The organism is Streptomyces sp. UC4497 (assembly GCF_054871485.1).
The window spans coordinates 94,412-119,965 of record NZ_JBTYHB010000006.1; the positions used below are offsets into that span (position 1 = coordinate 94,412).

General features: G+C 72.0%; 20 protein-coding genes. 5 read left to right on the forward strand and 15 right to left on the reverse strand.

Annotated features, from left to right (window positions below):
• Positions 1-195 precede the first annotated feature (195 nt).
• The gene (locus ACYSUO_RS10925; RefSeq protein WP_461775862.1) at positions 196-645 is read right to left on the reverse strand and encodes an NUDIX hydrolase; all 450 of its coding nucleotides are present in this window, start codon (positions 643-645) and stop codon (positions 196-198) included.
• Positions 646-859: 214 nt separating this feature from the next.
• Here ACYSUO_RS10925 and ACYSUO_RS10930 point away from each other — a divergent pair, with 214 nt between their 5' ends.
• Positions 860-4,177: a S8 family serine peptidase gene (locus ACYSUO_RS10930; protein WP_461775863.1), complete on the forward strand. Its 3,318-nt coding sequence runs from the start codon at positions 860-862 to the stop codon at positions 4,175-4,177.
• A gap of 174 nt (positions 4,178-4,351) precedes the next feature.
• Here the strand turns inward: ACYSUO_RS10930 and ACYSUO_RS10935 are convergent, their stop codons facing one another.
• Together ACYSUO_RS10935 and ACYSUO_RS10940 are read right to left on the reverse strand one after the other, a co-directional pair.
• Positions 4,352-5,089, reverse strand: coding sequence for a hypothetical protein (locus ACYSUO_RS10935; RefSeq protein ID WP_461775864.1), 738 nt, complete (start codon positions 5,087-5,089; stop codon positions 4,352-4,354).
• Between the two features lies 1 nt (position 5,090).
• On the reverse strand, positions 5,091-5,606 hold the full coding sequence (locus ACYSUO_RS10940; RefSeq protein WP_461775865.1) for a sigma-70 family RNA polymerase sigma factor: 516 nt from the start codon (positions 5,604-5,606) through the stop codon (positions 5,091-5,093).
• Between the two features lie 199 nt (positions 5,607-5,805).
• Between ACYSUO_RS10940 and ACYSUO_RS10945 the strand changes: the two genes are divergently transcribed.
• Entirely contained in the window at positions 5,806-6,825 is a 1,020-nt protein-coding gene (locus ACYSUO_RS10945) for an aspartate-semialdehyde dehydrogenase (protein WP_461775866.1), read from the forward strand.
• An 84-nt stretch (positions 6,826-6,909) separates the two neighbouring features.
• Here ACYSUO_RS10945 and ACYSUO_RS10950 read toward each other — a convergent pair whose 3' ends face one another.
• Positions 6,910-7,422, reverse strand: coding sequence for a DUF1203 domain-containing protein (locus ACYSUO_RS10950; protein ID WP_461775867.1), 513 nt, complete (start codon positions 7,420-7,422; stop codon positions 6,910-6,912).
• 131 nt (positions 7,423-7,553) lie between these two features.
• On the opposite strand from ACYSUO_RS10950, the gene pepN reads away from it, so the two are divergent.
• On the forward strand, positions 7,554-10,127 hold the full coding sequence (gene pepN, locus ACYSUO_RS10955; protein ID WP_461775868.1) for an aminopeptidase N: 2,574 nt from the start codon (positions 7,554-7,556) through the stop codon (positions 10,125-10,127).
• A gap of 100 nt (positions 10,128-10,227) precedes the next feature.
• On the opposite strand, the gene alc is transcribed toward pepN, so the two are convergent.
• Together alc and ACYSUO_RS10965 are read right to left on the reverse strand one after the other, a co-directional pair.
• Positions 10,228-11,364, reverse strand: coding sequence for an allantoicase (gene alc / locus ACYSUO_RS10960; protein WP_461775869.1), 1,137 nt, complete (start codon positions 11,362-11,364; stop codon positions 10,228-10,230).
• Between the two features lie 109 nt (positions 11,365-11,473).
• Positions 11,474-12,394: a LysR family transcriptional regulator gene (locus ACYSUO_RS10965; RefSeq protein WP_461775870.1), complete on the reverse strand. Its 921-nt coding sequence runs from the start codon at positions 12,392-12,394 to the stop codon at positions 11,474-11,476.
• Between the two features lie 44 nt (positions 12,395-12,438).
• On the opposite strand from ACYSUO_RS10965, the gene ACYSUO_RS10970 reads away from it, so the two are divergent.
• Positions 12,439-12,564, forward strand: a complete 126-nt coding sequence (locus tag ACYSUO_RS10970; RefSeq protein WP_461775871.1) for a hypothetical protein — start codon at positions 12,439-12,441, stop codon at positions 12,562-12,564.
• 13 nt (positions 12,565-12,577) lie between these two features.
• On the opposite strand, the gene ACYSUO_RS10975 is transcribed toward ACYSUO_RS10970, so the two are convergent.
• The 9 genes from ACYSUO_RS10975 to ACYSUO_RS11015 form a co-directional block, all read right to left on the reverse strand.
• A complete protein-coding gene (locus ACYSUO_RS10975; protein WP_461776018.1) occupies positions 12,578-13,543 on the reverse strand; it encodes an arsenic resistance protein in 966 nt (321 codons plus the stop codon).
• Between the two features lie 531 nt (positions 13,544-14,074).
• The gene (locus ACYSUO_RS10980) at positions 14,075-15,076 is read right to left on the reverse strand and encodes an alpha/beta hydrolase (RefSeq protein WP_461776019.1); all 1,002 of its coding nucleotides are present in this window, start codon (positions 15,074-15,076) and stop codon (positions 14,075-14,077) included.
• A 48-nt stretch (positions 15,077-15,124) separates the two neighbouring features.
• Complete coding sequence (locus ACYSUO_RS10985; protein WP_461775872.1) at positions 15,125-16,090, reverse strand: DMT family transporter; 966 nt, start codon at positions 16,088-16,090, stop codon at positions 15,125-15,127.
• Between the two features lie 140 nt (positions 16,091-16,230).
• Positions 16,231-16,875: a response regulator gene (locus ACYSUO_RS10990; protein ID WP_461775873.1), complete on the reverse strand. Its 645-nt coding sequence runs from the start codon at positions 16,873-16,875 to the stop codon at positions 16,231-16,233.
• Complete coding sequence (locus ACYSUO_RS10995; protein WP_461775874.1) at positions 16,839-18,101, reverse strand: sensor histidine kinase; 1,263 nt, start codon at positions 18,099-18,101, stop codon at positions 16,839-16,841. The genes ACYSUO_RS10990 and ACYSUO_RS10995 overlap by 37 nt, the downstream gene beginning before the upstream one ends.
• A 43-nt stretch (positions 18,102-18,144) precedes the next feature.
• The gene (locus ACYSUO_RS11000) at positions 18,145-19,644 is read right to left on the reverse strand and encodes an FAD-dependent monooxygenase (protein WP_461775875.1); all 1,500 of its coding nucleotides are present in this window, start codon (positions 19,642-19,644) and stop codon (positions 18,145-18,147) included.
• A 127-nt stretch (positions 19,645-19,771) separates the two neighbouring features.
• Entirely contained in the window at positions 19,772-20,011 is a 240-nt protein-coding gene (locus tag ACYSUO_RS11005; protein ID WP_461775876.1) for a hypothetical protein, read from the reverse strand.
• 20 nt (positions 20,012-20,031) lie between these two features.
• Positions 20,032-22,074 carry a 4-alpha-glucanotransferase gene (gene malQ, locus ACYSUO_RS11010; RefSeq protein ID WP_461775877.1) on the reverse strand — a complete coding sequence of 681 codons (2,043 nt, stop codon included), beginning with the start codon at positions 22,072-22,074 and terminating at the stop codon, positions 20,032-20,034.
• A 4-nt stretch (positions 22,075-22,078) separates the two neighbouring features.
• Positions 22,079-22,297: a hypothetical protein gene (locus ACYSUO_RS11015; protein ID WP_266719575.1), complete on the reverse strand. Its 219-nt coding sequence runs from the start codon at positions 22,295-22,297 to the stop codon at positions 22,079-22,081.
• 258 nt (positions 22,298-22,555) lie between these two features.
• On the opposite strand from ACYSUO_RS11015, the gene ACYSUO_RS11020 reads away from it, so the two are divergent.
• Complete coding sequence (locus ACYSUO_RS11020) at positions 22,556-25,531, forward strand: beta-N-acetylglucosaminidase domain-containing protein (RefSeq protein ID WP_461775878.1); 2,976 nt, start codon at positions 22,556-22,558, stop codon at positions 25,529-25,531.
• Positions 25,532-25,554: the final 23 nt, after the last annotated feature.

Below are 25,554 nucleotides of genomic sequence, written 5' to 3' on the forward strand. Positions count from 1 at the left end.
CAGTGGGGGTGACCTGCGCGTGAACGGCGACGCAACGCGTAGCGCCGATCACCGTACGTGGATCTCGGGGTGGGTGGGCGAGCGCCGCATGGTCACACGAGGGTGGGCCCGGGGCGCCCTACCGGTCACGCGGTGTTCACCTTTCGGGGAAGGGTCCGGGCCCGCCGTCCGGGGTGCGCCGCATCGGGGGAGGCGTTACGGGGAAACGTGGCCCGATGGTGGGCGGGTGCGCCAGAGGTGGAGGCCCACGTCCACCAGTTCCACCCTCGGGAGGTCCTGGACCGCCGTGAGGTCGTGCCATGCCGCCATGTCGGTCGAGCCGTTCTCCTCGTGGCGCAGGGAACCTCCCGTGATCACCCCCTCGTAGACGAGACGCAGACCGTGGAAGTCGGCCATCTTGCCGAGCTTGCGCGGGTAGCGTCGCAGCACGGAGTGGACGCCGAGGAGGACGACCGGGTCGACGACGTAGCCGGTCTCCTCGTCGACCTCGCGGATCACCGTGTCGTAGGGGTCCTCGCCGTGGTCCATGCCGCCGCCGGGCAGGGTCCACCGTTTACTTCCGTCCCCCGCGATCCAGCGGGCGAGCAACACCTGCCCCTCTCTGACGCACACGGCGTAGGCCGCCACCCTCAGCTCTTTGTTCATCCCCTGACGCTAGAGGCATCCGCGCCCGGGTGCAGGTGTTACGCGCGTTGCCGGACCCGTCACGGTTTGGGCGGGATGGCGCATGGCGGAAGTACGCCATGGCGAGTTCCCGGCTCGGGCAACTCTCCCCAAACTGTGGTCACTTACGTAAAGCTGAGCGGTCATCCGGCACCGAAATCCGGATTCCTTTCTCCATTTACGTACAGGGATGCAGATGACCACCGATCCCCAACGCGCCCCCATATCCGGCGCGAGACGCGCGGCCCGGCTCGCGGCGGCCGCGGGACTCGTGGCCGCGCTCACCGCGACCGGGCCGATACCCATGGCCTTCGCAGCGGACGCGGACCCCGCCCCGACACCGAAGTCCGCCAGCGACAAGCTCGGCGCGCACGACGCCGAGCTGCTCGCCGACGCCAAGGCCGACGGCACGAAGAACGTGACCATGATGGTCGCGACCACCCCCGGACAGACCGAGCAGGTCGCGGAGCAGCTCGACGCCGTCAAGGGCGGCTCCGTGGGCCGCACCTACGACAAGCTCGGCTACGTACGGGCGACCGTGCCGACGGGCCGCGCCGATTCCGCGATCCGGTCCGCCGAGAAGCTCGGCTCCGTGCGCGGCATCGACCTGCGTCAGGAGATCGCGCTCGACGATCCGACGCCGTCCGCCGACACCGCCAAGGGCGCGAAGGCCTCCGCGGCCAAGGCCACCGCCTCGTACAGCGGGCCCGGCAAGGACACCCCCGCCAAGAACCCGTACAACCCGTCCTTCGAGACGGGCGCCGTCGACTTCGTGAAGCAGCACCCGAAGGCGGACGGCCGCGGCACCACCATCGGCATCCTCGACTCGGGTGTCGACCTCGGTCACCCGGCGCTGCAGAAGACCACGACCGGCGACCGCAAGATCGTCGACTGGGTCACCGCGACCGACCCGATCGTGGACGGCGACGCGACGTGGCGCCCGATGGTCACCAACGTGAGCGGGCCGACGTTCACGTACAACGGCCGTACGTACAAGGCCGCTTCGGGCTCGTACGGGATCTCCACCTTCGCCGAGTCCGCCACGACCGGCGGCGACGCGAAGGGCGACGCGAACCGGGACGGCGACACCACCGACAAGTGGGGTGTGCTGTACGACGCCGCCAAGGGGACGGTGACCGTCGACCTCAACGACAACGCCGACTTCACCGACGACGCCCCGATGAAGCCGTACAAGGACGGCCACCAGGTCGGCTACTTCGGCAAGGACAACCCGTCCACCGATGTCGTCGAGCGCCAGCCGTTCGTGGTGGAGTTCCGCAAGGACGTCCCCATGGACCCGTACGGCGGTGACTGGGTCGGCAAGAAGGCCGACTTCGTCAACATCGGCGTCATCGAGTCCGAGCACGGCACGCACGTCGCGGGCATCACCGCGGCCAACGGCCTGCTGGGCAACAAGAACATGAACGGTGCCGCTCCCGGCGCCAAGCTGGTCTCCTCGCGGGCCTGCACCTGGACCGGCGGCTGCACCAACGTCGCGCTCACCGAGGGCATGATCGACCTCGTGACGAAGCGCGGCGTCGACATCGTCAACATGTCGATCGGCGGGCTTCCCGCGCTGAACGACGGCGCCAACGCCCGCGCGCTGCTCTACACGCGTCTCATCGACGAGTACGGCGTGCAGCTGGTGATCTCCGCGGGCAACTCGGGCCCCGGCGCGAACACCATCGGCGACCCGGGCCTCGCCGACAAGGTGCTGTCCGTCGGTGCGTCCATCTCGAAGGAGACCTGGGCCGCCAACTACGGCTCCCAGGTCGAGAAGTCGTACGCCATGATGCCGTTCTCCTCGCGCGGCCCGCGTGAGGACGGCGGCTTCGCGCCGCTCATCACGGCCCCCGGCGCGGCCATCAACTCCACCCAGACCTGGCTGCCGGGTTCGCCGACCCCGGAGGCGGGCTACTCGCTTCCCGCCGGCTACTCGATGCTCCAGGGCACCTCGATGGCCTCGCCGCAGGCGGCGGGCGCGAGCGCGCTGCTGATCTCGGCGGCCAAGCAGCAGAAGGTGTCCCTGTCGCCCGCGAAGCTGCGCACCGCGCTCACCTCGACCGCGAAGCACATCTCGGGCGAGCAGGCGTACGCGGAGGGCTCCGGCCTCATCGACATCGTCGACGCGTGGGACTCCATTGAGGACAAGGCGAGCGCCCACACGTACACGGTGAAGGCGCCCGTCGACACCGCTCTCGACGACCAGCTGAAGACGCCGGGCTTCGGCACCGGCATCTACGACCGCGAGGGCGGCCTGAAGGCCGGGCAGAAGAAGACGTACGAGGTCACCGTCACGCGTACGTCGGGCTCGTCGAAGCCGGTGGCGCACAGGCTGTCGCTGAAGAACAACTCGGGCGACACGTTCTCCGTCGTCGGTTCGAGCACCGTCTACCTGCCGCTGAACAAGCCGGTCACCGTGAAGGTCGCGGCGAAGCCGTCCTCGGCCGGGCTGCGCAGTGCGATCCTGCGCGTCGACGACCCGAAGACGGAGGGTGTCGACCAGCAGATCATGGCGACGGCCGTCGTCTCGTCGCCGGTCAAGTACACGTACCAGGCGAAGGGTTCGGTGCAGCGCAACAGCACGAAGTCGTACTTCGTGACGGTGCCGGAGGGCGCGAAGTCGCTCGAGGTGCGGATGGGCGGGCTCGCCGCGAAGAGCCAGACCCGCTTCATCTCCATCCACCCGTACGGCGTTCCGGTCGACACGACGTCGACGCCGAACTGCTACCCGAACTACGGGGACGGTTCGGGCAACGGCTGCCGTCCCGACCTGCGTTCGTACGATGCGCCGCAGGCGGGCGTCTGGGAGATCGAGGTCGAGGCGCGGCGTACGTCGCCGGTGCTCGACAACCCGTACACGCTGGACGTCGCCGTGTTCGGCGCGGACTTCGACCCGGCGGTGCAGACGCTGCCCGAGGCGAAGGTGGGCACGCCCGCCGATGTCTCGTGGAAGGTGGCGAACAAGTTCGCGGCCATCAACGGCGGCAAGCTGAAGGGCGGTGCGCTCGGTTCGTCGAAGACGGCGCGGCCGACGATCGCGAACGGGGCGTCGCAGACGTCGACGGTCGAGGTTCCCGAGGGGGCCGACAAGCTGGACGTCACCATCGGCAACGTCTCGGACCAGGCCGCCGACCTCGACCTCACGGTTCTCGACGCGGCGGGCAAGGTCGTCGGATCCTCCGCCGACGGTGACTCCGAGGAGTCCGTGAGCATCGCGAAGCCGGCCGCCGGTACGTACACGGTGCAGGTCGACGGGTACTCGGTGCCGTCCGGCTCGACGGAGTACGACTACGTCGACGTCTTCTTCGCGCCCGCGCTGGGCACGGTGAAGGTCGACGAGTCGAAGCCGGTGTCCCTGGCGACCGGCGCCTCGACCTCCGTCTCCGCACAGGTAGTCGCGGCGGCCGCGGCGCCCGAGGGGCGGGAGTTCTTCGGTCAGGTGCAGTTGCTGAACGAGCGGGGCGTTGCCGCCGGCGCGGGCAGCGTCAAGATCGAAAAGGTCACGCCGTAGCCTCCGGCTGAGCGGGATCTGGGGGGCGGCCACCTGCGGGTGACCGCCCCTTCCGCCGTCCCGGCCTCGGGGCTCCGCCCCGGCCCCCGCGCCTCAAACGCCGGCGGGGCTGAAATGGGGCACCGCCCCAAGCCCCGCGCCTCAATCGCCGGCGGGGCTGGAAAGAGCGGGGCTTTATGTGGCGCAGTCCAGCCCCCGGGCCTCCGGCAGCGCCCGCAGGATGTCCCTGCGGGTGTCGGCCACGCCCCGGCCCGTCTTCCAGTCCTGGTCATCCTCAGGGTGAACCGGGACCCGGATCAGGGTGTACGTGCCGGGCTTGAGGTCCTGGCGGGCCGAACCGTCGAGGGTGACGGTCGTCGTGGGCTCGTCCCGTGGTGACCGTTCGGGCCGGTAGTAGCGCTCGACGTCGAGGACGACCCGCACGTCGCCGTCGGCCCGCGGCGTGACACTGACCACCCGGCCCTCCACCAGGACCCGCGAACACGCGATGTGCATCGCGAGCGAGGAGGAAGAGGTGTCCGACTTACCGCCGCCGTCCTGGGCCGCCGACTTGTCGGACGCCCCCATGTCACCCCCGCCCCCCGGCGCACTCACCCCGAGCCACACAAGCCCCCCGAAGAGCGAGACGGCACAGGCCGCCACGAGCCCCCCGACCGCGACCCGCAGCGGACGCCGACGACGCACCGCCACGGGCCGCGACACCGGCCCAGACCCCGCCGCCGGCTCCGGCCCTGACCCCAGCCCCGACTCCGCACCCCGGCGGGACGCCAGCGCATCCCCCAGCCCCCGCACCTGCTCCCGCAGCAGCGCCACATCCGCCGCGACCGCCGTCGCGTCGGGGTCGTCGGGTGGCAGGGGCTCTCCGGTCACGGCCAGCATCAGCAGCCGGTCCTCGGACGCAGCGTCGTTCATGTCACACCACCTCCCCTTCGCGCAGCCGCACCCGCAGCATCCGCACCGCCGTGTGCAGGCGGCTCTTGACCGTGCCCTCGGGCACCCCCAGTTCCGCCGCGATGTCCCGCACCGGCAGATCCGCGTAGAACCGCAGCACGACCACCTGCCGCTGCTCGTCCGGCAGCTGGTCGAGCCCCTGCGCCACCGCCATCGACAGCACACGCGTGTCCGCCGCGTCCCGCCCGTCCTCCTGCCGCAGCGCCGCAAGACGCTCCCCCAGCCGCGCCTGGCGGGCCCGCGCCCGGTGCCAGTCCATGGCGAGGTTCGAGGCGACGACCGCCGCCCAGGCCGAGACGTCGCGGGGCGCCTCCTGCCCCTTCGCGGCCCGCTCCAGCAACCGCAGGCGCACCTGCTGCACGCCGTCCGGCAGATCCGCGTACGGCACCCCGCCGAGCGACAGCACGGCCCGCACCCGGTCCTCGACGGCCGCTTCCAGGGGGTCGTCCGGCCGACCCCTCGGTTTTCTGCGCAGCACAGCGCCTCCCCTCCCCCGTGTCCCGTCCTACGACGCCGGAGGAGCCGGAAACGTTCACCGACGGCCCGCGAAACTGTGGCCAGCGCCATACCGTCCCAGACCACGGACAATGGATTGGACAAGGCGGGCCTGGACAGACGCATCATGGACACACCCGCCAGGCCGGATGGCCGCTTGCACGAAAATCACGGAGGACCCTGTGAAGGTCGGAATCGTCGGAGCCACCGGTCAGGTCGGCACGGTCATGCGCAAGATCCTCGTCGAGCGGGACTTCCCGATCGACGAGCTGCGCCTGTTCGCCTCGGCCCGCAGCGCCGGCAAGGTGCTGGACGGCGTGACGATCGAGGACGCGTCGACGGCCGACTACAGCGGGCTCGACATCGTCCTGTTCTCCGCCGGTGGCGCCACCTCCAAGGCCCTCGCCGAGAAGGTCGCCTCCCAGGGCCCCGTCGTGATCGACAACTCCTCGGCCTGGCGCAAGGACCCCGAGGTCCCGCTCGTCGTCTCCGAGGTCAACCCGCACGCGATCGCGAACCGCCCCAAGGGCATCATCGCGAACCCGAACTGCACGACGATGGCCGCGATGCCGGTCCTGCGTCCGCTGCACGACGAGGCGGGCCTCGAGGCCCTGACCGTCGCCACGTACCAGGCGGTGTCCGGTTCCGGCCTCGCGGGCGTGGCCGAGCTGCACGGCCAGGCGCAGAAGGTCATCGCGGAGGCCGACAAGCTGACGCACGACGGCGAGGCCGTCGACTTCCCGGAGCCGAACGTCTACAAGCGCCCCATCGCGTTCAACGTGCTGCCGATGGCCGGCTCGATCGTCGACGACGGTCTGAACGAGACGGACGAGGAGCAGAAGCTCCGCAACGAGTCCCGCAAGATCCTGGAGATCCCGGACCTCAAGGTCTCCGGCACCTGTGTGCGTGTCCCGGTCTTCTCCGGCCACTCCCTCCAGGTCAACGCCCGCTTCGCCCGCCCGATCAGCCCGGAGCGCGCCACGGAGCTGCTCGCGAAGGCGGAGGGCGTCGAGCTCTCCGACATCCCGACGCCGCTCCAGGCGGCCGGCAAGGACCCGTCGTACGTGGGCCGCATCCGCAACGACGAGACGCTGGAGAACGGCCTGGCGCTGTTCATCTCCAACGACAACCTCCGCAAGGGCGCCGCGCTGAACGCGGTGCAGATCGCGGAACTGGTGGCCAAGGAGCTGTCGGCCAAGTAAGCCGCGTTACGTGTCGGCCAAGTAGGCCGCGTTACGTCGCCGTAGGGGCGGTCGCCGGGTTCCGGTGGCCGCCCCTCGCTCGTTTCAGGGCCTCGGCACGGCGAACTGCAGGCAGCCGTACTCGACCGCCCTGACGTGCACGAGGACCACCTCCGGGTGACCGAACGCCTCGTCGAGGGCCGCGTCGATGCCGGCCGTCGGATCGTCCGCCGGGATCTCCAGGAGCCGGCCTCCCGCGATGTGCCCGCGGGCGTCGTAGCGCCGTACAGTGCGCAGCGCGCCGGGGCGGGCGAAGGGGTAGCCGGACCGGTCGTCCGCCGGGCCGCCGCAGTCCTCGGCGTGGATGAAGACCGGGCCCTGCTCGTCGTACGCGCCGGGGGTCGCGCCCGTCCGGGCCGCCCAGCGGCGCAGCGGCGCGTACGAGACGAGGGCGATGTGCTCGCCCTCGTCGACGGGGCGCAGGCAGCAGCGCAGCGGCGAGCCGACCGAGGCGTCGCCGCTCGCGGTGTAGGGACGCATGGCGCGGCCCGCGTCGTCGGTGGCGCGGAGTTCCTTGAGGGCCGTCGGGTCGATGGGCAGTGCGGTGTACCTGGTCATGGCTCCAGGCTCGCTCCGGGCGCGGGTGTTCACCGGCGGGAAACGGACATCGCCTTCGCGTACCCCGCGTGGAAGGATGACCGGAAACGTCACAAACGTAGAACGTAGACCGCTTAATAGGAGATGACCGCGTGCCTGGCACCAATCTGACCCGTGAAGAGGCGCAGCAGCGGGCGAAGCTGCTCACCGTTGACTCGTACGAGATCGATCTCGACCTCTCCGGCGCGCAAGAGGGCGGCACGTTCCGGTCGGTGACCACCGTGCGCTTCGACAGCGCGGAGGCGGGCGCCGAGACGTTCATCGACCTCGTCGCCGACGCCGTGCACGAGGTGGTGCTCAACGGGCGGTCGTTGGACGTGGCCGCCGTCTTCCGTGACGCGCGGATCGCGCTGAAGCACCTGGAGTCGGGGCCGAACGAGCTGAAGGTCGTCGCCGACTGCGCGTACACGAACACAGGTGAGGGTCTGCACCGGTTCGTCGACCCCGTCGACCAACAGGCGTACCTGTACACGCAGTTCGAGGTTCCCGACGCCCGGCGCGTGTTCGCGTCGTTCGAGCAGCCCGACCTCAAGGGCACCTTCCAGTTCACGGTGAAGGCGCCGAGCGGCTGGACCGTGATCTCCAACTCGCCGACGCCGGAGCCGAAGGACGACGTCTGGGCCTTCGAGCCGACGCCGCGCATCTCGACGTACATCACGGCGCTGATCGTCGGCCCGTACCACAGCGTCCACTCCTCGTACGAGAACGCCGAGACCGGGCAGAGCGTGCCGCTGGGGATCTACTGCCGGCCCTCGCTCGCCGAGTACCTCGACTCGGACGAGATCTTCGCGGTGACGCGGCAGGGCTTCGACTGGTTCCAGGAGAAGTTCGACTACGCGTACCCCTTCGCCAAGTACGACCAGCTGTTCGTTCCCGAGTTCAACGCGGGCGCGATGGAGAACGCGGGCGCCGTCACCATCCGCGACCAGTACGTGTTCCGGTCGAAGGTGACCGACGCCGCGTACGAGGTGCGGGCCGCGACGATCCTGCACGAGCTGGCCCACATGTGGTTCGGCGACCTGGTCACCATGGAGTGGTGGAACGACCTGTGGCTGAACGAGTCGTTCGCGACGTTCGCCGAGGCCGCCTGCCAGGCGTACGCGCCGGGTTCGAAGTGGCCGCACTCGTGGACGACGTTCGCCAACCAGATGAAGACGTGGGCGTACCGGCAGGACCAACTGCCGTCCACGCACCCGATCATGGCGGACATCAGCGACCTCGACGACGTGCTCGTCAACTTCGACGGCATCACGTACGCGAAGGGCGCGAGCGTCCTGAAGCAGCTCGTCGCGTACGTCGGCATGGACGAGTTCTTCCAGGGCGTGCAGGCGTACTTCAAGCGCCACGCGTTCGGGAACACGCGGCTGAGCGATCTGCTCGGCGCGCTCGAGGAGACCAGCGGGCGTGACCTGAAGTCCTGGTCGAAGGCGTGGCTGGAGACGGCCGGCATCAACATCCTGCGGCCGGAGATCGAGACCGACGCGAACGGCGTCATCACCTCCTTCGCCGTACGCCAGGAGGCCCCGGCCCTCCCCGAGGGCGCCAAGGGCGAGGCGACGCTGCGGCCGCACCGCATCGCGATCGGCTTCTACGACCTCGACGACGAGTCCGGCAAGCTGCTGCGCGGCGAGCGCGTCGAACTCGACGTCACGGCAACGGAGTCGACGCAGGTGCCGCAGCTGGTCGGCAAGCGCCGCCCCGCGGTGATCCTGCTCAACGACGACGACCTCTCGTACGCGAAGGTCCGCCTCGACGAGGAGTCCCTCGCGTTCGTCACGCAGCACCTCGGCGACTTCGAGGCCTCCCTGCCGCGCGCCCTGAGCTGGGCCTCCGCCTGGGACATGACGCGTGACGCGGAGCTGTCGGCGAGCGCGTACCTGGACCTGGTGCTCAGCGGCGTCGGCAAGGAGTCCGACATCGGCGTCGTGCAGTCGCTGCACCGCCAGGTGAAGCTCGCCGTCGACCTGTACGCGGCGCCCGCCCACCGGGACGCGCTGCTTACCCGCTGGACCGAGGCGGCGCTCACCCACCTGCGGACGGCGGAGGCGGGCAGCGACCACCAGCTGGCGTGGGCCCGCGCGTTCGCGGCGAGCGCCCGTACGCCGGAGCAACTCGACCTCCTTGAGGCCCTGTTGGACGGGTCTCAGACGATCGAGGGGCTCGCCGTCGACACCGAGCTGCGCTGGGCGTTCGTGCAGCGGCTCGCGGCGGTCGGGCGCTACGACGAGGCGGAGATCGCCGCGGAGTACGAGCGGGACAGGACGGCCGCCGGTGAGCGGCACGCCGCCAGCGCCCGCGCGGCGCGACCCACCCCGGAGGCCAAGGCGGAGGCGTGGGCCTCGGTCGTCGAGAAGGACAAGCTGCCGAACGCGGTGCAGGAGGCGGTGATCGGCGGCTTCGTCCAGACCGACCAGCGCGAGCTGCTCGAGCCGTACACGCAGAAGTACTTCGCGGCGCTGAAGTCCGTCTGGGACTCCCGCTCCCACGAGATGGCGCAGCAGATCGCGATCGGCCTCTACCCGTCGATCCAGGTCTCCCAGGAGACGCTGACCGCGACGGACGAGTGGCTGTCGTCCGCCGAGCCGAGCGCGGCGCTGCGCCGCCTGGTGTCGGAGTCGCGTGCGGGCGTCGAGCGCGCACTGAAGGCGCAGGACGCGGACGCGTAACGCTCCGCGGGATACGGGAAGGGGGCGCCGGCCATGGTCTGGCCGGCGCCCCCTTCTCCGTTTCGGGCGATTCGGGCGATGATCGGACGGCAGTGAACCGTTACTGCGTGAAGCGGTCGCGCAGTGCCTGGCGGCCCGTGTCCGTCAGCGAGCCGTGGACGCGCATGCGGGCCACGCCGCCGTCGGGGAACGCGTCGAGGCGTACGTGGGTGGCCACGGCCTCCTTCGGGAGCGGGAAGCGGTGCAGGGTGTCGGGCTCCAGCTTGGTGCGGGGAATGATCTCGAACCACTCGCCGGTCTCGCCGTCACGGCCGCTCAGGGCTATCCAGCCCGCCGAGTTGCCCTTCAGATAGGCGGTGTCGATCTCGACGGCGCGGATGGTGCCCTGCGCCGCGAGGCGGAAGCGGACCCAGTCGTTGGTGCCGTGGACGCGGCGGCGGCGGTTCTCCCAGCCGTCGTCCATCTTGCGCGAGGTGCCCGGCAGGATGATCTGCGTCGGCGAGGAGTAGAACTTGTCGGACGCGTCCTCGTAGGAACCGCCGTTGAGCACCGAGGCCAGGTCGAACGTGCCGAGCAGGTCGAGCCACTCGGGGTCGGGGACGACCTCGCCGTGCACGCGGAGGCGGGCGATGCCGCCGTCGGGGTGCTGGCAGACGCGCAGGTGCGTGTAGCGGCGCTCCGACGTGACCGTGAAGGCGTTCGCCGCGTGGCCCTTGACCTGGCTCTTCGGGACGATCTCCTCCCACTTCACGTCGTCGGCGAGCAGCTCCGCGGGGCCGGGGGCGCCGGGCACGTTCGTGGCCTGGATGCTGACCTTCTGCGGGTAGTTGCCGCGGAAGTGGGCGGTGTCGACGATCACGCCGCGGACGACGCCGGGCGCGCCGAGCCGCACGATGGCCCAGTCGTGGTCCTCGGGCGCCGGGAACGGGGAGTCCGCGGTCCCCCGCCGCCTGCGGGTCTCCCAGCCGTCCATGACCTTGCCCTTGTGCCCGAAGTGCTCCGGGTCGAAGACGGCCCGCTCGCGCAGCAGCAGGTTCTCGCGCATCGCGAAGAACTCGTCGTTCGCGGCGATGACACCGCCGCCGAGCCGCCGGTCGGCGAGGTCGACGAGCTCACTGAAGGCGTCGGCGTCACCGAAGGTGCGGTAGTCGGCGTACGGGTCGCCGCCTCCGTAGGGGGCGGCGTCGTTGGCGTGCGGGTCCTGGTCCTGGTTCCGAGCGGGTGTCGTCTGGGTCATGGACCCACTGTCGGGCGCGAGGAGCCGACAGGTCCATCGAAAGTTTTCGAGGTGGCCTTTCAGTTCTGCTGAACGGTCGGCTTGTCGGTTCTGCTGAACGGTCAGGCTGTCAGTTCTGCTGAACGGTCAGCGCTTCCAGGACCCTGCGCACCGCCGCCCCCTCCTCCGACCCCTTCCGTACGGCCGCCACCACATGCCGTACGGGACGGTCCGCGCCGAGCGGGCACATCACGACGCCGTCCCGGCGCGCCGCCGCCATCCGCGGCACCAGCGCGACCCCCATCCCGGCCTCGACCATGGCGAGGATCGCGGTCCACCCGGCCGCGCTGTGCGCCTGCTCCGGCACGAACCCGGCGGCCTCGCACGCGGCCGTCGTGATCTCCGACCAGGGCCCGGACCCGCCGAAGATCCACGGCTCACCGGCGAGATCGGCGAGCCGCAGGCCCGGCTCGCCCGCCAGCGGATGGCCCACCGGCAGCGCGACGTCCAGCGGGTCGGCGAGCAGCGGCACCCGCGTGAACTTGGGGTCGCGGGGCGTCGGCGCGTGCGCGGCCAGCGACAGGGCGAGGTCCACGTCGCCGGTGGCGAGCAGCTCGTACGCCTGCCCGGCCTCCGCCTCCCGCACCCGGACGGTGATGCCGGGGTGCGCGGAGCGCAGTTGCCGCACGGCGGGCACCACGAGCGCGGGCACGGCGGTGGAGAACGCGGCGACCCGCACGGTCCCCGTCTCCCCGTGCACCCACTGCGCCAACTCGGCGTCGGCGCGCTCCAGTTGGGCGAACACGGCCTCCGCGTGCCGCAGTACGAGCTGCGCGGCGTCGGTCAGCCGCACCCGCCGCCCCTGCGCCTCCAGGAGCGGCACGCCGAGCTGCTTGGCGAGGTTGGTGAGCTGCTGCGAGACGGCGGACGGCGTCATGAGCAGCGTCTGCGCGGTGGCGGTGACGGTGCCGCACTCCCGCAGGGTGCGCAGGATCACCAGCTTCTTCACGTCCCACCGGTCAGGTCCCGGCACTCGCTTCTCACCGCTCATACGCCACAACGTATCCGCTCACGGCCGCGCCCTACGCTGACCCCATGACCCCCACTCCGCCCTCCGTACGCCTCCGCCCGGCCCGCCCCGACGAGGCGGAACCGCTGTCGGCGCTCGCGCTGCGCTCGAAGGCGCACTGGGCTCGATCCTCGGCCGCATGCTTCCGCTGATGGAACTGAGGCCTCAGGCGAGCAGCCGCGGGACGGCCCGTACGTAGACCACCATGCCGACGACCTCGACGAGCGTCTGGGTGACGACGACCACCGCGGCGACGGCCAGCGGGTCCGGCAGGGACAGGGCGAGGGGCAGGACGACGAGGGAGTTGCGGGTGGCGCCGGTGAACACGACCGCCCGTCCTGAGGGCACGTCGAGCCGGTAGAGGCGGGCCACGGCGCGCCCCGCGAACGCCATCACCAGCAGGAACAGCACGTAGAACGGCACGACGCGCGCCACGTCCCCGAGGTTGTCGTCCAGCTTGGGGATCTGGGAGGCGACGACCGTCAGCAGGGTGGCGGCCATGAGCGGCACCATCGTGATGCCCACGGTGTCGGAGAAGCGCTGCCCGGCCGGGCGGCGGGCGGCCCATGCCTGGGTGAGCCAGGCGAGGGCCAGCGGCACGACGATGAGCGTGAGGAACGCCTCGACGAACGGCCCCGCCTCGACGAGGTCGCTCAGCCCCGCGCCCATGAACAGGTACAGATACCCCGGCAGCAGCACCATCTGCGCGAGCAGCAGCAACGGCGTCGCCGCGAGCAGCCGCTGACTCGCGCCGCCCGCGAGGCCGCTGAAGACGATCACGTAGTCGACGCAGGGGCAGAGCAGCACGAGGAGCACGCCGAGGCGGACGGCCTGGGCGTCGGGGAGGAACGTGAACATCGCGGCGACGACCAGCGGGACGACGATGAAGTTGACCGTGAGGGCGGCGGCCAGGAAGCGTCCGGCGCGCAGCGAGCGGAGCAGTTCCGCGGCGGGGACCTGGAGGAATGTGACGTAGAGGAGCGCGGCGAGTACAGGGTTGATGGCACGCTCAAGGCCGGCCCCGACGCCGCTGGGCGCAACGAGCCCGACCAGGGCGCCGACCGCCAGGGCCCCCAGATAAACGGCTACCTGCCGCCGCTCCATAACCTCGCCCACCTGGGCCCTACGCATCGCACTCACGCCCCGACCGTAGCCCGCCTGCCGTGGGCCGGATCCCAGGGGCGGTTCCGTGGCCGGCGCCCTCTGTATGTGCAGCCTGCACCGGGGTGCCGCCTTGCCCACCCTGCCGCCCCAGGCGGCAGATTGCCCAAGGCGGTGGCGGCACCCCGTCGGGCCGACGCCCCCGGAGGGGGCGGGGGGGTGGGAGATGGGCGGGAGCCGGGCGATCGCCTGCGGGTGGGTAAATCAAGCCCCTGCGGCGATTGAGCAGCGGGGTCCGGGGCAGAGCCCCGCGGCCGTAACCCCGGTTCGGTGAAGTCGGCCCGGTCGGGACGGCACCCCCGGACCGCAACACCGCTTCGGCAAAATCAGCCCCGCCTTTCGAACGAGAGCCCGCGGGGTCCGGGGCGGAGCCCCGAGGCCGTAACGCCGGTCCGGCACGACCGCGGCGTCCGAGGCCGAGCCCCGATCTTTCCAGCCCCGCCTTTCGAACGGGAGCCCGCGGGGTCCGGGGCGGAGCCCCGTGGCCGGAGGGCGGTGTGGTTACCCGAGACCCCTCAGCCACTCCACCAGCAACCCGTTGACCTCCGCGGGACGCTCCTGCTGGAGCCAGTGCCCCGCCCCGGGCAACACGTGGGACCCCACAAGACCCGGCAACGTCTTCGGGTACGCGGCAATCGCCTCCGCCAGCCACGTCGTCGACGCGTCCCCACCCCCACCGATGAACAAGGACGGCTGCCCGATCGCCGCACCGTCGTACGCCTCCAGGTCCTCCCAGTCCCGGTCCATGTTCCGGTACCGGGCAAGCGCGCCCCCCATCCCCGTACGCTCGAACTCCCCCGCGTACACGTCGAGTTCATCGTCACTGAGCCACCCCGGCCGACCCCCGGGGAACCGGTCCCGCATCAGCCCGCCACGCGCAACGAAGTGCGGGTCGGGCGCACCGGCCCCCGGCATCGTGTCCGCGGAGAGCGCGGCGTAGATCCCGCCCAGCCACCTCCGCACATCCGGCTCGATCTCCCCCTCCGCGCGCCCCGGCTCCTGGAAGTACGAGACGTAGAACTCCTCCTCGCCGCCTCCCATCTGGGCGAACACCTCACTGGGCCGCGGCCCGCCCCGCGGCGCGTACGGCACGCTCAGCAGCCCCACCGCCCGGAAGACGTCCGGACGGACCAACGCGGAGGTGGCCGCGATGTTCGCACCCCAGTCGTGACCGATCACGACCGCCGACTCCTCGCCGAGGGCACGGACCACCGCGACGTTGTCCTCGACGAGCTCCAGCATCCGGTACGCGGCGATGTCGTCGGGCCGCGACGACCGCCCGTACCCCCGTACGTCGATCGCGACCGCCCGGAACCCGGCGGCGGCAAGCACCGGAAGCTGCCGCCGCCACGAATACCAGGACTCCGGGAACCCGTGCAGCAGCAGGACGAGCGGCCCCGTCCCCTGCTCCACGAGATGAGTACGGCCCGCCGGCGAGGGCACAAGGCGGTGGATCGGCTCGGGCAGGTCGGACAGGTCAGGCAGAACAGGCAGGTCCGGCATCGTTTCCTCCAGCTCCGGGGAACTCCACGTCACCCTTCGATCCTGCCGCTACGACCGCCCGGCCCCCCGCCTTGTTGCCGGTTCGGCAAATCGCGGTGAGGCCACCGACGCCAGCACCACCCCGCCCAGGATCAGCACCATGCACCCCACCTGCGCCCACCCCATCGACTCCCCGAGGACGACGTACGACAGCGCGGCCACGCACACCGGCTGGAGGTAGTACACGACGCCCGCCCGCGCCGCCCCCACCATCGCGATCGCCTTGTTCCACGCGAAGAAGGCGACGGCCGACGACACCACGCCCACGTACAGCAGCGGCAGCACCGTGCCCGCCCGCACCTCGAAGCCGCCCTGCACCGCCACGCTCGCCGCGTACACGGGCAGCAGCATCAGCGCGCCGAGCACGAAGGTCGCGAACAGGAAGGCGACACCGCCGAGTTCGCGCGGCTTGCGGCGCAGCAGCGCGCTGTACGAGCCGAAGCAGACGGCCGCGGCGACCACCCAGAGGTCGCCGGGCGCGAAGTCGGGCGTGAGGGAGCCCTTGCTGACGAGGAGGACGACCCCCGCGCAGGCGATCAGCGTTCCGGCCACCCGGCGCGGCCCCAACCGCGCCCCGCCGAGCCGCTCGTACACCGCCATGAGCACCGGCGACGCGGCCATGATCATGCCCATGTTGCCGGCGGAGGTCGTCATGCCGGCCTGGTTGACGAGGGTGTTGTAGACCGCGATGCCGAGCAGCGAGGCCAGCGCCACGAACCCCAAGTGCCGCCGCAGCAAAGCCCGTTGACACCAGGCCGCCCGCACCCCGAACGGCGCCACCGCCACGATCGCCACCACCCAGCGCCAGAACGCGTGCTGGATCGGCGGCACGCTGTCGTGCAGCCCGCGCGCGGTGACGAAGCTGCCGGACCAGACGACCGTCGCGAGCGCGGCGAGCGCGAGGCCGACGCCGAGCCCGCCGGCCGCTTTCGGCTCCACCGAGGTACGGGTGCGGGTACGGTCCAGGACTGCCATCAGGGCTGGGGCCTCTCTCGATCGGGTTCCGTTGCCCCATTACCGTCGCAGCGCCCCACCCATCACGTCCATCGAAAGTTTCCGCCGCTTACGTTCAGAATTACTGAACGAACACCAGCCCGCCAAGCCGGCCCGCCGAGCTAGCCCTCCAGGTACGCCAACACCGCCAGCACCCGCCGATTGTCGCTCTCACCCGGATACAGGCCGAGCTTGGTGAAGATGTTGCCGATGTGCTTGGTGACGGCCTTCTCCGTGACGACCAGGGTCTCGGCCACCCCCGCGTTCGACCTGCCCTGCGCGAGCAGCGCCAGCACCTCGCGCTCGCGGCCGGTCAGGGAGCCGAGCCGCCGGTCGCGGACCTTGCGGGCGAGCAGCTTCGACACCACCTCGGGGTCCATCGCCGTGCCGCCGCCCGCCACCTGCTCGATGGTGCGCAGGAACTCGGGGCCGTTCGTGACCCGGTCCTTCAGTACGTATCCGACCGCGCCCGCGCCGTCCGCCAGCAACTCCCTTGCGTACAGGGGCTCCACGTACTGCGAGAGCAGCAACACCGGTAGCCCCGGCACCTGTTCGCGCGCTTCCAGGGCCGCGCGCAGGCCCTCGTCACTGAAGTCCGGCGGCAGCCGTACGTCGACGATCGCGACGTCGGGACGCTCGGCGACGAGGGCCTTGCGCAGCTCCGGGCCGTTGTCCACGGCGGCGACGACCTCGTGCCCGTACGCGCCGAGGAGCCGCACGAGACCGTCCCTCAGCAGGAAGTGGTCTTCGGCGACGACAACGCGCACGGCACCTCCATCGAGATCTGGGTCGGGCCACCGGCCGGACTGTTGACGGCGAGGACGCCGTCGAAGGTGGCGAGCCGCCGCTCGATGCCGGCGAGGCCGCTGCCCCGGGCCGGGTCCGCGCCGCCGCGGCCGTCGTCGACGACGCCGACGCGCAGGGACCCGGTCCCCGCGTCGTAGGTGATGTCGATCCACAGGCGCTCGGCCTCCGCGTGCTTGGCCGCGTTCGTCACGGTCTCGGCGACCGCGAAGTAGACCGCCGATTCGACCGGGGCCTCCGGGCGGGCCGGCAGGTCGACCGTGACCTCCGCCGCCAACGGGCTGAGCAGCGCCAACGACCTTACGGCGTCGGCGAGTCCACGGTCGGCGAGGACCGGCGGATGGATGCCGCGGACCAGGTCGCGCAGTTCCTGGAGCGCCGCGGACGAGGAGGCGCGGGCCTCCGCGAGGAGCGCCCTGACGGCTTCCGGGTCGTCGTTCAGACGGTGCTCGGCGGCGTCCAGGGTCATGCCCATCGCGACGAGGCGGGCCTGCGCCCCGTCGTGCAGGTCCCGCTCGATACGGCGCAGTTCGGCGGCGGAGGTGTCCACGGCGTCGGTGCGGGTCGCGGACAGGTGGGCGATGCGGGCCGCCATCAGCTCCTGCCCACTCGGGGAGAGCGTCGAGCGGACGAAGCGGGCGTGGCAGTCGACGCTGCCGGGCGCGAGCCACAGGCCGACCTTGCCGACGCCGAGGCCGAGCAGGCCCGCCATCAGGCCCGTCGGGACGTCCTCGACGTGGACGAACATGTACCAGAGGCCCTCCCAGCCGGCGTCCCGCGCCAGGTAGGAGCCGAAGACGGCGAGGAAGAGGCCCCACAGTCCGTACAGGACGAGCGCGCCGGGCAGGCAGGCGATGAGGCCGCCGACGAAGGAGTACATCGTGGTCCAGCGCCACTCGCGGAACCGCTGGGCGTCCCCGAACACCCAGCGGTAGCGGGCGAGCGGCCCGAAGCTCTCCTTCTCCCTGCCGGCCGTCGGCGCGGGTGTCGCCTCGACGGCGATGCCCGACCACGCGGCCGCGAGGGCCCGTTCGCGGTCCACGACGCGGCGCATGCCCGCCGCGGCCCAGGGCAGCATGCCCGGAACGGGTGTCCACACCGCGAGGTGCACCATCGCCGACCAGTGCATCGCCACCATGGACAGCCACCACAGCCGGTTGCACCGCCTGACCGCCTCGACCCTCTTCATGTCCCGGCTCCCCCAACTCGACTGCGTCTTCGGCTACTTGCCGTTACCGCAATGAGTATCCGGCGAACACCTCGGGGACGTCGGTGGACTTAACTCCCCCATCGGCTCCCCCAATGGCGCCCTCGTCCGCTTCCTCTTCCTTGCCCGGGTCGCGGGCCCACGCCGCGTATCCGTCGGGCCGCACCAGGAGCGCGGTGCGCCGCTCGCTCGCCCAGTGGGCGACCCGCAGGCCGTCCATCTTGTCCGGCGCCCCCTGGGGCAGGATCAGGACGAACTCGCCCGCGCGCAGGGCCTCGTAGAGCCGGGTCCCACCCTGGAGCGCGACGTCGGGGACGCGCCTGCCGACGAGCGGGTGGGCGCCCCTGGGGGCCGGGTAGCGGAAGCCGATGCCGGTGATCTGGCCGACGGCGCGGGTGCGGGCGGGGCGGGCGCGGGTAACGGCGGTGGCGAGGACCGAGCGGGCCGCGAGCGTCCAGGGCCGCTTGGCCATCGCGAGCCGGACCAGGCCGCCGCTGCTGCGCAGCACCGCCTTGCCGACGGGGTGGCGCTCCGACTCGTAGGTGTCCAGGAGCTCATCGGTCGCCCGGCCGCCCGCCACCGCCGCCAGTTTCCAGCCGAGGTTCGCCGCGTCCTGAAGGCCCGTGTTCATGCCCTGGCCGCCCGCCGGGGTGTGCACGTGGGCGGCGTCCCCGGCCAGCAGCACCCGGCCCACGCGGTACTTCGGCGCCTGGCGTTCGTCGCTGTGGAAGCGGGACATCCAGCGGGCGTCGTGCATGCCGTAGTCCTGGCCGAGGGCGAGCCGGGCGGTCTCCTTGATCTCTTCGAGGTCGAGCGGGGCGTCGTCCGACACGTCGTGCGCGCGGTTCCAGGCGATCACCCGGTAGTAGCCGTCACCGAACGGGGCGATGAAGGCGAAGGCGTCGCCGACCGTGTTCACGGTGAGCACGTTGTCGGGCTGCTCGCCGAGCCGGACGTCGGCGAGGACGACCGAGCGGATGACGGACTTGCCCGGGAACGGAAGCCCCACCGCCGTGCGCACGGTGCTGCGCATTCCGTCGGTGCCGACGACGTACGCCGCACGCAGGTCCTTCGACTCCCCCTGCGTACGTACGTGGAGCGTGACGCCGTCCGCGTCCTGCGCCAGGCCCGTCACCTCGGTCTCGTACGCGAAGGTGACCCCGGCGTCGACGGCCCGCCGCTCCAGGAGCCTCTCGACCTCGTACTGCGGGACGACGAGGAGGTGGTTGAAGCGCGAGGGCAGCTCGCCCAGTTCGAGGACGAGGCTGCCGAACAGGCGCAGCCGCTGGAGCTGTTGGCCCTTCGTCTCCAGCTCGTCGGCGAGCCCCCGCGCGTCGAGCTGTTCCAGCGTGCGGGCGTGCACGGCGAAGGCGCGGGAGAGGTTGCTGATCTCGCGGGGGCGCCGCTCGACCAGGGTGACGGGAACGCCCGCGGCGGCGAGGTCCCCCGCCAGCAGCAGTCCGGTCGGGCCCGCGCCGACCACGATCACTGAGCCGGTGGTGCGGGATGAGCCTGTGCTGTCCATGAGGCCTCCAGATGCGGTGACGCCCGGATCGACCCGCCCATCCTGCCCGTACAGACGCGTCGAGGGCACCCGCCGCGAAAGAACGCGACGGGGGCCCTCGACGGGGAAACCGTGTGGAAGCCGGGCCTCAGCCCTGCTTCGGCTGCTTGCGGGACTTGTCGCCCAGCGCGACCAGTCCTGCGATCACCAGGAACAGGACGATCGGCGTCGCCACGTAGAGGCCGAGCGTCTCGATCACGCTCAGGCCGGTACCCGGGTCGTCGCCGTCGTCGCGCGTGAGCGCGAGCGCGGGGGACGACATCAGCAGCATCATCAGCGTCGTACCGGAGGCCAGGGCGCCGGCGCGCAGGGCGTTCTTCTTGTCCACGGTGCCAACGTAGCGAACGCCTAAACGGGCCGCGCGTCCGGGGGGCCTGTAAGGGGCACTTCGGCTCCCGCGGACGCCTCCGCGAACACGCCGAGCAGGGCGTGCGCGCGAGGGGACGCGGCCAGTTCCTCCAGGGTGACGGGCCGGCCCTCGGCGTCGGCGACGGGCAGCCGCCAGTTCGGGTACTCGGCCCAGGTGCCGGGCAGGTTCTGCGGGCGCCGGTCGCCCACCAGATCGGGCAGCCACACCCCCGTCATCCGGGCGGGCGTGCGCCACAGGAACCGGTGGACCGCCCGCACCGCCTCCTCCTCGTCCCGCGTCCCGTGCTCGCACAGGCCCATCCGGGCGAACAGGGCGAGCCACTCCGCCACCTCGGCCGCCGCCTCCGCCCCGCTCGCCGACGACAGGCCGAGCCGCTCGCGCAGCCGTACGTCGTCGCCGCTCAGGCGGGCGGCGGTGGACGGCAGGTCGTGGGTGGTGGCGGTGGCGACGCAGTCCGTGCGCCAGGCCTCGGCGGGGACGGGCCGTCCGTCGCCCTCCCAGTCGCGCTCGAACCACAGCACGGACGTGCCGAGCACCCCGCGCGCGTGCAGCGTCCCGCGCACGCCCGGCTCGACGGTGCCGAGGTCCTCCCCGATGACGTACGTGCCCGAGCGCGAGGCCTCCAGGAGCAGCACGGCGAGCATGGCCTCGGCGTCGTAGTGGACGTAACAGCCCTCGGTCGGGGGTTCGCCCTCCGGGATCCACCAGAGGCGGAACAGGCCCATCACGTGGTCGATGCGGATGGCGCCCGCGTGCCGCATCAGATTGCGGAGCAGGTCGCGGAAGGCGGCGTAGCCGGTCTCCGCGAGGCGGTCGGGGCGCCACGGCGGCAGGCCCCAGTCCTGGCCGCGCGCGTTGAACGCGTCCGGGGGCGCGCCCACGCTGATGCCCTGCGCGAAGATGTCGCGCTGCGCCCACGCGTCGGAGCCGCCGGGGTGCACGCCGACGGCGAGGTCGTGCACGAGCCCGATCGGCATGCCCGCCTCGCGCGCCGCACGCTGGGCCGCGGCGAGCTGCCCGTCCGTGAGCCAGGCGAGCCGGCAGTGGAAGTCGACGCGGTCCATCAGCTCCCGGCGGGCGTGACCGGTCTGCGGCGAGCGCGGGTCCTGGAGGGCGGTCGGCCAGGTGTGCCAGTCGGGGCCGTACCGCTCGGCCAGCGCGCAGTACGTGGCGTGGTCCTCCAGGGCCGTGCCCTGCGCGGCGAGGAAGTCCCAGTAGGAGGCGCGCCGGCCGGGCGTGAGCGGCACCTCGTGGATCGCTTCGAGCGCCGTCCGCTTCAGCGCCCACACCGCGTCCCGGTCGATCAGCGCGCCCTGGGTGAGCACCGCCTCGCGCAGCCGGGCGGCCTCCCTGGCGTGCTGGGGGACGTACGCGTACTCGGGGATGTCCTCGATCCGCAGATGGACGGGGTCGGGGAAGCGGCGTGAGGAGGGGCGGTACGGGGAGGGGTCCGTGCCGCCGTCGGGGCCGGCGGGGACCGCCGCGTGCAGCGGGTTGACCTGGAGGAATCCGGTGCCGTGGGTGTGGGCCGACCAGGACGCCAGGTCGGCCAGGTCCGCGAGGTCGCCCATGCCCCAGGAGCGGGTGGACAGCAGCGAGTAGAGCTGGACGAGCAGTCCGTGGGTGCGCGGCGGCGGGGCCGGGGCGGTGGGCGGCGCGGCGATGAGATGGGCCTCGGCGCGGCGCCCGTCGGGCGTGGCGACGCGCAGCCGGTGCGTGCCGGGCGGCGTCGCGGTGCCGGGGTCCCAGGGGTCGAAGCGGTCCCCGCCCTCCGGGCGCAGCCGCAGCTCGGCCCCTTCGGGCAGGCCCGTCACCCAGCGCGGGACGCTGCCGTCGGCCCACACCACCACCGTCGGCGGCAGCAGCCGCTCGGGCGGCTCGGCGGGATCGGCACTCACGTCCACGCCCAGCGCGGCGAGGGCCGCCGCCACCGCCGCGTCCGAGGCGTGGACGGTGCGGCCCGGCGCCGGGGAGTAGGAGGTGGCCACTCCGTGCAGTGCGGCGAGCCGGGCCTGCGTCATCGGCTCAGCCCGCGGCGAGACCGGTGGGGGTGGGCTCGGAAGTGAGGGGGGACTCGTCCGTCATGGGCGGCTCGGAAGTCAGGGGGGCGTAGTCCGCGAAGGCGGGTTCGCTGGTGAGGGGTGCTTCGAAGGAGCAGGTGCTGGTGACGTCGGCGTCGTCGATCATGCTGAGGTCCGCCTGTTTGGAGAGGGCCGAGAGCAGGAGCTGTGCTGATGCGGCCACGGGGGCCTCCTTCGTCGAAAGGCGTCGGGAGTCGAAAGCCCTACCCAGAAGCTACGGGCTCAGGCCTCTTTCACGGAACAACGTGTTACTGGTCACAGTGTGTACAACGAAAGGAACTTTCCCTGAGGTCCTGACCAGCCGAAAAAAATCCCGTCCGACCAGGCAACTCGTCGGTAGGGCCGGTTACCGCCCATCGACGCCTTCCTCCCTTCTATCCTTGTGCCTCTTGAGTCAGGTTCGAACCACAGGGAGTACGCCGTGCAGCTCCGGCGCAGGAAGAGGGCGGCCGCCCTCGCGGTCGCCGTCATCGCCGGGACGCTGGGCGGGGCCACGGGGGCCGTGGCCGCTCCCCCGACGCCGGGGACGACCACCGGGGACCTGAAGTCGGACGCGAAGCTGCCCGCGGTGTGGCCGCGGCCGCAGTCCCTCAAGGCTTCGGACGATGCGGACGGGGTCGCGGTCCCGGACGAGGTGACGCTCCTGGTGCCGCCGGGTTCCGACCCGTACGCCGTGGACGCGCTGAGCAAGGCACTGAAGGGCGCGGGGGCGCGGGACATCCGGCAGGTCTCCGCCGAGCACGACGTGCCTCGCGGCGCGCGGCTCGTGGTGCGGCTCGCCACCGAGTCCCCGCAGGCCAGGGCGGGCGCGGGCGACTACCGCCCCGACTCGGGAAAGGGGCGGACGGGCCCGCTCGACGCGACCCTGCGGGGCCTCGGCGCGAGCGCCCGCGGCGATCTGCCGTCCGGCGGCTACCGGCTCGCCGTGGGCCGCGCGGCGGGGACGCCGACGGTCGCCATCGAGGGCATCGGCGACGACGGCCTGTTCCACGCGGCGCAGACGTTCCGGCAGCTGATCGAGGGGCGGACCGTCGCGGGGGTTGTCGTACGGGACTGGCCGGGCACGGCCGTACGCGGTCTGACCGAGGGTTTCTACGGCACGCCGTGGACGACGGAGCAGCGCCTGGACCAGCTCGACTTCATGGGCCGCACCAAGCAGAACCGCTATCTGTACGCGCCCGGCGACGATCTGTACCGCCAGGCCCGCTGGCGCGAGACGTACCCGGCCGATCAGCGCGCCGACTTCCGCAGGCTCGCCGAGCGGGCCCGCGCCAACCATGTGACGCTCGGCTGGGCCGTGGCCCCGGGTCAGGCGATGTGCATGTCGTCGCCGGACGACATCAAGGCGCTCACCCGCAAGCTCGACGCGATGTGGGCGCTCGGGGTGCGGGCCTTCCAGCTCCAGTTCCAGGACGTGTCGTACAGCGAGTGGCACTGCGCTTCGGACGCGCGGGAGTTTGGCTCCGGCCCCGACTCCGCGGCGAAGGCGCAGGCGAAGGTCGCGAACGCGGTGGCGAAGCACCTCGCGGCCCGGCACCCGGGCGCGGGCCCGCTGTCCCTGATGCCGACCGAGTACTACCAGGACGGCACGACGGAGTACCGCACGGCGCTCGCCCGCGATCTGGACGACGCGGTGGAGGTCGCGTGGACGGGCGTCGGCGTGGTGCCGCGCACGATCACCGGCGGTGAACTGGCGGGCGTACAGGGCGCGTTCGGCGGCGGGCACAAGCTGCTCACGATGGACAACTACCCGGTCAACGACTACGCGCAGGACCGGATATTCCTGGGCCCGTACATGGGCCGGGAGCCCGCCGTGGCCTCCGGTTCCGCGGCGGTCCTCGCCACGGCGATGGAGCAGCCCGCGGCCTCCCGCATCCCGCTGTTCACGACCGCGGACTACGCCTGGAACCCGCGCGACTACCGGGCGCAGGAGTCCTGGCAGGCGGCGATCGACGATCTGGCGGACGGCGACGAGCGGACCGAGGAGGCGCTCGCCGCCCTCGCGGGCAACGACGCGTCGTCGGTGCTCGGCGCGGACGAGTCGGCGTATCTGAAGCCGCTGATCTCGGCGTTCCGGAAGGCGCGCACGACGACGGACGCGGACAGCACCAAGAAGACGGCGGTGGCCCTGCGCGACGCGTTCACCCAGATGCGGCGCACGCCGTCTGTCCTCGACGGCACGGACATCGACTCCGAAGTCCGGCCCTGGGCCGACAAGTTGGGCCGCTACGGGCAGGCGGGCGAGGCCGCGGTCGACATGCTGGAGGCGGCGAGCCGCGACGACAAGGCGGCCGCGTGGAAGGCGGCACGCCGCCTGTCGTCCCTCCGCAAGGACCTGAAAAAGTCGAACGTCACGGTCGGCAAGGGAGTGTTGGACCCCTTCCTGACGAAGGCCGAGAAGGAGTTCGCCTCCTGGTCGGGCACGGACCGCGCGGACGCGTCGAAGGGCGCGAAGGCCGAACTCCCGCGCGCCCGCGCCCTGTCCACGGTCACCGTCCTCGCCGACCCCGGCACCTCCGGCACGGTCGAGGCGCACGCCCCCGGCGAGGGCTGGAAGCGGATCGGCGCGCTCACGGACGGCGGCTTCACGGAGCTGGACGCCCACAACACCCGCGCGGACGCGGTACGCGTCACGGGCGCGTCGAGCGACGCGGTGACCCACGTGGTGCCCTGGTACGCGGACTCCCCCGCGGCCTCCGTCACCCTGGCCCGCACGGAGACCGACGCCGAAATCGGCGGCGCACCCCAGCGCCTGACGGCCCATCTGACGGCCCAACGCCCGGGCGCCGTACGCGGCCGCCTGACGACGAAGGCCCCGCACGGCATCAAGGTCGACCTCCCGCGCCAGTCCGAACTCCCGCGCGGCACACAGGTCGACGTACCCGTCGAGGTAACAGTCCCCCCGCACACCCCCGCGGGCACGTACACCATCCCCTTCACCTTCGGCGACGAGACCCGCACCCTCTCGGTCCGCGCCTACCCCCGCACGGCAGGCCCCGACCTGGCCCGCTCCGGCAAGGCCTCCTCCTCGGCGGACGAGACCCCGGACTTCCCGGCGAAGGCCGCCAACGACGGCAAGACGTCGACCCGTTGGTCCTCCCCCGTGAAGGACGGCGAATGGTGGCAGGTGGAACTCACCGAGCCCACCCGCCTCGGCCTGGTCACCCTCCACTGGCAGGACGCCTACGCCAGGCACTACCGCGTCCAGACCTCCCCCGACGGCCGCACCTGGCGCACGGCGGCGACCGTCCGGGACGGCCAGGGCGGCCACGAGTCGGTCCGCATGGACGCGAAGGACGTGCGCTTCGTGCGGGTCGTGGGGGACAAGAGGGCGACGCAGTACGGGATTTCGTTGTGGAGTGTGGGGGCGTACGGGGTGGCGGACAAGCACGAGTGAGCGGCGGCGCGTGCACCCCACGC